The sequence below is a fragment of the Peribacillus sp. genome (genome assembly GCF_059453735.1).
In genome coordinates this window covers 1-6967 of the sequence record NZ_JAZVJO010000234.1, presented here as the reverse complement: position 1 = coordinate 6967, position 6967 = coordinate 1, and the positions used below count along the sequence as shown (strand labels likewise).

6 protein-coding genes and 2 riboswitches are annotated in these 6967 nt (G+C 40.0%); of the genes, 1 reads left to right on the top strand and 5 read right to left on the bottom strand.

What is annotated here, in order from left to right:
• Nucleotides 1-93: 93 nt before the first annotated feature.
• The 5 genes from AC52RT_RS07405 to AC52RT_RS07385 all read right to left on the bottom strand — a co-directional run bounded on the left by AC52RT_RS07405 (nucleotide 94) and on the right by AC52RT_RS07385 (nucleotide 4818).
• A complete protein-coding gene (locus tag AC52RT_RS07405) occupies nucleotides 94-450 on the bottom strand; it encodes a carboxymuconolactone decarboxylase family protein (protein ID WP_495540148.1) in 357 nt (118 codons plus the stop codon).
• A 112-nt stretch (nucleotides 451-562) separates the two neighbouring features.
• Nucleotides 563-1396, bottom strand: coding sequence for a MetQ/NlpA family ABC transporter substrate-binding protein (locus tag AC52RT_RS07400; protein ID WP_495540147.1), 834 nt, complete (start codon nucleotides 1394-1396; stop codon nucleotides 563-565).
• Between the two features lie 15 nt (nucleotides 1397-1411).
• Nucleotides 1412-2080 (bottom strand): methionine ABC transporter permease, encoded by a 669-nt coding sequence (locus tag AC52RT_RS07395; RefSeq protein ID WP_340847063.1) that lies wholly within the window; start codon nucleotides 2078-2080, stop codon nucleotides 1412-1414.
• A complete protein-coding gene (locus AC52RT_RS07390; protein ID WP_495540146.1) occupies nucleotides 2073-3107 on the bottom strand; it encodes a methionine ABC transporter ATP-binding protein in 1035 nt (344 codons plus the stop codon). The genes AC52RT_RS07395 and AC52RT_RS07390 overlap by 8 nt, the downstream gene beginning before the upstream one ends.
• A gap of 171 nt (nucleotides 3108-3278) precedes the next feature.
• Nucleotides 3279-3389, bottom strand: a riboswitch (SAM riboswitch).
• Between the two features lie 115 nt (nucleotides 3390-3504).
• Nucleotides 3505-4818 carry an O-acetylhomoserine aminocarboxypropyltransferase/cysteine synthase family protein gene (locus tag AC52RT_RS07385; RefSeq protein ID WP_495540145.1) on the bottom strand — a complete coding sequence of 438 codons (1314 nt, stop codon included), beginning with the start codon at nucleotides 4816-4818 and terminating at the stop codon, nucleotides 3505-3507.
• 96 nt (nucleotides 4819-4914) lie between these two features.
• A riboswitch (SAM riboswitch) is annotated at nucleotides 4915-5021 on the bottom strand.
• Nucleotides 5022-5433: 412 nt separating this feature from the next.
• Here AC52RT_RS07385 and AC52RT_RS07380 point away from each other — a divergent pair.
• A partial coding sequence (locus AC52RT_RS07380) for a S8 family serine peptidase (RefSeq protein ID WP_495540144.1) occupies nucleotides 5434-6967 on the top strand: 1534 nt, incomplete at its 3' end.

Here is a 6967-nt window from a genome sequence, read left to right as displayed (position 1 = left end):
CATTCACTAAACATAATATAACTTAATAACAGCCAGCATATAAGGTATAGATGAAAAATACCTCCTAATCGCTGGCTCTTAAGCAGTAAGTGTTCAACGTAATAAATCGTCCAATGCTTCCTGAACAAGCGTAACTCCCTGACTAAGTGCAGCTCCGCCTCCAAATGCACCAGTTACTCCAACAGCTTCCATAATTTCTGTTTCGGATGCTCCATTATCAATACAGCCCTTTAAATGATAAATAATACAATATTCATCCTGTGCGTAAAGACTGATCCCTAACGCTATTAATTGTTTTCCCTTTTGAGTAATTTGTCCTTCCTTGAAACAGGCTTTTGCAAAATCATTGTAAGGGCCTGCAATTTCTGGCATCTTTTGTGTAAAAACACCCATCCCATGTTTGAATTCATATAGGGCTGCTTCAGTCGGATTAACAGGTTCAGTGGTCATTAGTAACATCTCCTTATACATCTTTTTTCTCTAGTATGGTCAGATGCTGAACTGATATACCAAGCAGAAAAAACAAAGAGGCTGCTCCTAGGAGCAGCCTCAAATCATGTATTTATTCAGAAACAGGTACAACTGCACCTTCATATTCTTCTAAAATAAAATCTTGAATTTCTTTCGAATGTAATACTTCTACTAGTGCTTTAATCCCTTTGCTGTTTTCATCGCCTTTTCTTACGGCAATCACATTCACATATGGTGAATTCTCATCTTCAATCGCAATGGAATCTTTAAGGGGATTCAAGTCTGCGTCAATTGCATAATTGGAATTGATCATAACCGCATCGCCTTCTTTATTATTATATACCTGAGGCAATAATGCTGCTTCAATATCGGTTTTGAACGTAATCTTTTTCGGGTTTTCAGAAATATCTTTGACAGTAGCCGTCGTTTTATCGACTCCTTCTTTAAGTGTCAATAACCCATTAGCTTCAAGCAATGATAAAGCACGACCATGATCAGCAACCGAACTGCTCATAATAATTTCAGCGCCATTTGGAAGTTCGTCGAGAGATTTATACTTTTGTGAGTAAATTCCGATTGGTTCGATATGAATGCCGCCAGCATTTACAAAGTCATACCCATTTTCCGCTATTTGCGCTTCTAAATAAGGAATATGTTGAAAATAGTTCGCATCCAAGTCTTTTTGCTCTAATGCTTTGTTCGGTAAAACATAATCTTGGAACGTTTCAATTTTTAGCTCGATTCCTTTTTCCTCAAGAAGAGGTTGAGCTTTTTCAAGTATTTCCGCATGTGGTACGTTTGAAGCACCCACCACTAGTTCCACTGAATCTTTACCGTTACCGCCTTTACCTGAATCGTCATTGCCGCATGCAGCAAGCGCAAATGTTAAAACGAGAATTAAGGCAAAACTGACTATCTTTTTCATAAATTCATCTCCTAGTTATCGCTTGTCTAATTTCGTTGTGAAAAAGTCACCAATGATTTGAATAATAAATACAATTAATAAAATGATAATCGTAGCGATTAGCGTCACATCATTTTGACCTCGCTGATAACCATCCAGATAAGCAAGGTTTCCGAGACCGCCTGCTCCAATTACCCCAGCCATCGCTGTATAACCAACAAGTGCAATCGCAGTAACCGTGATACCGGATATAAGGGCTGGTAATGATTCTGGGATCAACACTTTCCAAATGATCGTATTGATTGTTGCTCCCATTGACCGTGAAGCTTCAATAACACCTTTGTCAATTTCACGTAACCCTATTTCGACCATCCTCGCATAAAAAGGAGCTGCTCCGATAATTAACGCAGGAAGAGCTGCATTTTCACCAATCATTGAACCCATAACTGCCCTGGTAAATGGAATGAGAAGGACAATTAAGATGATAAACGGAATAGATCTGAATATATTAACAAATGCGCTAATGACCACATTTACAGGACGATTTTCCCATATGTTTCCCTTAGACGTCAAAAATAACACAAGTCCTAAGACAATTCCTAAAATGAAGGTTGCTACAATAGATATTCCTGTCATATAAAGTGTTTCATACGTTGCTTCCATCATTTCTTCCCAATCAACGTTAGGTAATAATTCTTCAATCATGTGAAATCACCTCCACGTCAACCTGCTGCTCTTTGATATATTGTAGAGCTAAATCCATCTCTGCTTGAGCACCATCGATATGAATAAAAAGCGTCCCATAAGCTCCATTTTGGGTTTGTGAAATTTTTCCTTGCACTATCGTAACATCTAACTTGAAAGATCGTACCAGTTGGGTAATTAATGGACTATTGGTCGACTCTCCGACAAATGTAAGCTGGATAACTCTACCTTCCGGGAAACGTTCCAATAAATGTTCAATTGTTTCCTTTGTTTCCTCTGGCTCCGTTACCTGTTGGACGAATCTCTTTGTAATGGGTTGAACAGGATGACGGAACACATCCAGGACAGGACCTTGTTCAACCACTTGCCCGCTTTCCATAACAGCAACACGGTGACAAATCTTTCGAATGACATGCATTTCATGAGTAATCAAAACAATCGTCAATCCTAAGCGCTTATTGATATCAACCAGCAGTTCTAGAATTGAATCAGTTGTCTGCGGGTCGAGTGCTGACGTTGCCTCATCACAGAGAAGTACCTTAGGATTATTAGCCAAAGCTCTAGCTATTCCGACTCTTTGCTTCTGTCCGCCGCTTAACTGAGATGGATACGCATCCTCTCTGCCTTCGAGACCGACCAGCTTAATCAATTCATTTACTCTTTTTTTCGCTTCAGTTTTCGAAACACCGGCAATTTCCAGTGGAAAAGCAATATTATCAGCTACCGATCGAGACCAGAGCAGATTAAAATGTTGAAAAATCATGCTGATTTCTTGTCGAGCTTTTCTGAGTTCTGTCCCTTTGATTTTAGATATTTCCCGTCCTGCCACAATAACTGAGCCATCCGTTGGTGTTTCTAGACCATTTAACATCCGAATTAATGTACTTTTTCCTGCTCCGCTATATCCAATGATTCCGAAAATTTCACCTTGATCTATCTTCATGCTGACATTATCGACTGCTTTTATTAACCCGCCTTGTGCCAAGCCTGTTCGGAATGACTTACTTATTTGTGATAATGTTATCAATAATCTCACCTCTTTATTCAATACATTCTATGAACTTAGTAATCTGACTCTCAAGAAAAACCTTCACATATATCGTTTCTCATTTCACCCTAAACATGTATTGAAATCTCAATTAAGAAACAAAAAAACCTTTCCGCAAGAGCAGAAAGGCTGGCTAAGAAACTAACCGTCCTCTCATCTCCCAAAGCATGACTGCTTTGTGTGAATTGGCACCTTTCCAAGGTAATCCTTGTCGGTTGCCGGGCTTCAAAGGGCACATCCCTCAGCCTCTCTTGATAAGAGTAAAACGTATATGTGATTGAAGGTTTCCCCTCGTTAAAAGTCCATAATAATTATTATAAAATAATATCATGAATAAAGAGATGATGTCAATCAAAAACATTGATGTCAGATGATCTTAAATGGTTTTAGCTGAGGTACTCGTAATCCCTGTTGCTTTTCCGATGCCATCTTCGAGCGCCTCTATTAAATCTTCAACGTTTTCAATGCCAACGGATAGACGGACGAGGTCAGCGCTAACACCTGATTTTAGTAATTCCTTATCATTTAATTGTTGATGAGTTGTACTTGCTGGATGAATAATTAAACTCTTAGCATCTCCTACATTGGCAACATGTGACCATAGATCGATGGAGTTAATCAACTTCGCTCCCGCATCACGGCCCCCATTAATCCCAAAGATGACAATAGACCCCGCACCCTTTGGCAAATATTTATCAACGAGTTTTTTATCAGGGTGATTAGTATTCCCCGGGTAGGTTACCCAACTGACAGCGGGATGATTTTCCAAATAGCTAACAATTTCTTTAGTATTGGCTAGATGCTCCTTCATTCTTACATGAAGGGTCTCTAATCCTAGCGTAAATTGGTACGCACTTTGTGCACTCAATGTCGGACCAAAATCACGAAGCAATTGCACACGTGCCTTTGTTATGAACGCAGCCGGACCCACTGCTTCACTGAAAACAATCCCTCCGTAGCTCGGATCAGGTTCCGTAAAGCCAGGGAAATTGGGCGAATTCCAGTCAAAGTTTCCACCGTCAACAATAATGCCGCCCAATGTCGTCCCGTTACCAAGCAGCCATTTAGTTGCCGAATGGATCACAATATCAGCTCCGAATTCAATCGGACGGCATAGATAAGGTGTTGCAAAGGTATTATCAATAATCAACGGTATACCATTTTCATGAGCAATGTCAGCAATGGCCTCAATATCTAATACAGTTAAACTTGGATTACCAATGGTTTCTCCAAAAATCGCCTTTGTTTTCGGCGTAATTGCTTTTCTAAAGTTTTCCGGGTCCTCAGGTGAAACAAAGTGAACCTTTATCCCATACTTAGGCAGAGTATTGGCAAATAAATTGTATGTTCCTCCATAAAGGGTGGAAGCTGCTACAATTTCGTCCCCTGCTCCAGCTAGATTGAGGATGGCTAATGAAATAGCAGCCATTCCACTTGCGACCGCAAGAGAGCCGATCCCTCCTTCTAGCAGTGCAACCCTTTCCTCAAATACTGTCACAGTTGGATTATGAATCCTTGTATATATATAGCCCGCTTCCTTTAATCCAAATAAATTGGCCGCATGCTCTGTGTCTTTAAATAAATAGGCATTACTTTGATGAATAGGCAGAGAACGTGCTCCTGTTTCATCCGTCTGTAATCCTCCATGAATACTCACTGTTTCAAACCGATAACTTTTTTCTTCTGACATTGTCTCATCTCTCCTTTAACAATCTTATTAGCTCTTTAAGGATATGTAAGAAACAAAAAAACCTCATCTAGTTTAAGAAGAAGTTTTTAGGAACTCTCCTTATCTTTCAGAGCTTATACTCTGCTGGAATTAGCACCGTGTATTAAAAACATACCGGTTGCCGGGCTTCAAAGGGCCAGTCCCTCCACCTCTCTTGATAAGAACATATTAAATTTTCAGATAATTACCTTGTAGGAAATATATCACGAACATAAGATAACGTCAATAAAGAAATCAGATTTTTCTATCTTTATAACCATTTTTTTATCTCTTTAAGGTGAAAAGTTCTTTTGACACCTGTATAAAAGCACACTTATGCCGAAATTTTTTTGCTGTTTACTAAATACGTCCTTACTATGACCTTGTTTTCACTGTACAGCTATTCCTACCAAGTATTCATTTTCACAATCCAATGTTTTTCAAGACAAAATATGACAAATATTTCATTGAACAGTTCGCTATTATTAAAGCAGCAACAGTGCTATACATACGAGCCGACTACGCGAAACGGAGGGTAGCTGAATTGTAGAACGGTCTCATTTTTGTTCTTTGACATTCGAATAGGGGGAAGAAACTTTGCAAAAAAAACGAGAAAGAAAATGGCTGGCTTTATTATTTTCAATTTTGCTGCTTACATCTTTGATCATTCCGACAAACTCCACCATTGCTTCGACAAGTACACTTCATACCTCTGCAAAAGATAGTCTTTTAGGAAAAGAACAAAAGAAGATTGCTCCTACAGTCCTTTCACAATTTAAAGAAAATAAAGAAGTTACCTTCCTAATTAAATTCAAAGAACAAGTGGATACCAACAAAGTATCTACCAAAGCTGCTGCTATAGCCAAAACACAAAAACTATCAGCTAACCAATCAAAACTACTTAAACGCTCTACTCTTGTATCCGAGCTTCGATCTACTGCATTAGAAACACAGGTAAATGTTAAAGACTATTTAGTCAAACAGGAAAAAGCAGGCCAAGCAAAGAATCTTCAATCCTTTTATATCGTCAATGCGATGGCAGTAACAGCTTCCAAAGACGTAATGGAGCAGCTCGCTGTTTACCCTGAGGTAGCTAAAATCCTGCCAAATGAAATCAGACAGTTAATTCAACCAGCTAGTAAAACCAAAATCTCTAATGCAGTGAATGGCTCTACTGCCGTTAAAAGCAAAGCCGACACGTCCGCCATTGAGTGGAATATCGATAAAATCAGTACACCAGCTGTATGGGACATGGGGATTGATGGTGCTGGAACCGTTATCGCCTCTATCGATACAGGCGTTCAATGGAATCACCCAGCATTAAAAACCAAATACCGCGGTTATAATCCTGCAAATCCAAACACCGCTGACCATGAATATAATTGGTTGGATGCGGTGGGTGGACAGGCTTCACCTTATGATGATTTAGGGCACGGAACACATACGATTGGAACCATGGTTGGATCTGAAGAAAATGGATCCAATCAAATCGGTGTTGCTCCGGGCGCTAAATACATTGCTGTTAAAGCCTTTTCTGCAAGCGGCGGTTCTGATATTGATTTATTAGAAGCAGGTGAATGGGTTCTTGCACCAAAAGATGCTGCTGGAAATCCACATCCTGAAAAAGCACCGGATGTAGTAAACAATTCATGGGGCGGGGGTGCTGGTCTTGATGAATGGTACCGTCCAATGGTTCAAGCATGGAAATCAGCTGAAATATTCCCTGAATTTTCTGCTGGAAATACAACCCTGACTAATCCTGGCGGGCCGGGTTCAGTTGCCAACCCAGCAAACTATCCAGAATCCTTTGCAACAGCAGCAACAGATTTAAACAATCAGATTGCTAACTTTTCCTTACGTGGACCTTCTCCGTATGGAGAAATCAAACCAGATATCTCCGCACCAGGTGTGAATATTCGTTCTTCTGTTCCTGGAGGTTTGTATGAGGGTGGTTGGAATGGCACATCGATGGCTGGTCCTCACGTGGCAGCTGTAGCTGCGCTGCTTCGACAAGTTAATGCGAGTTTAACCGTTGATGAGCTTGAGGAAATTCTCCTTACAACAGCGACTCCCTTAACAGATGCTGCTTATACAACAACACCAAATAATGCATATGGCCATGGTTTGGTAA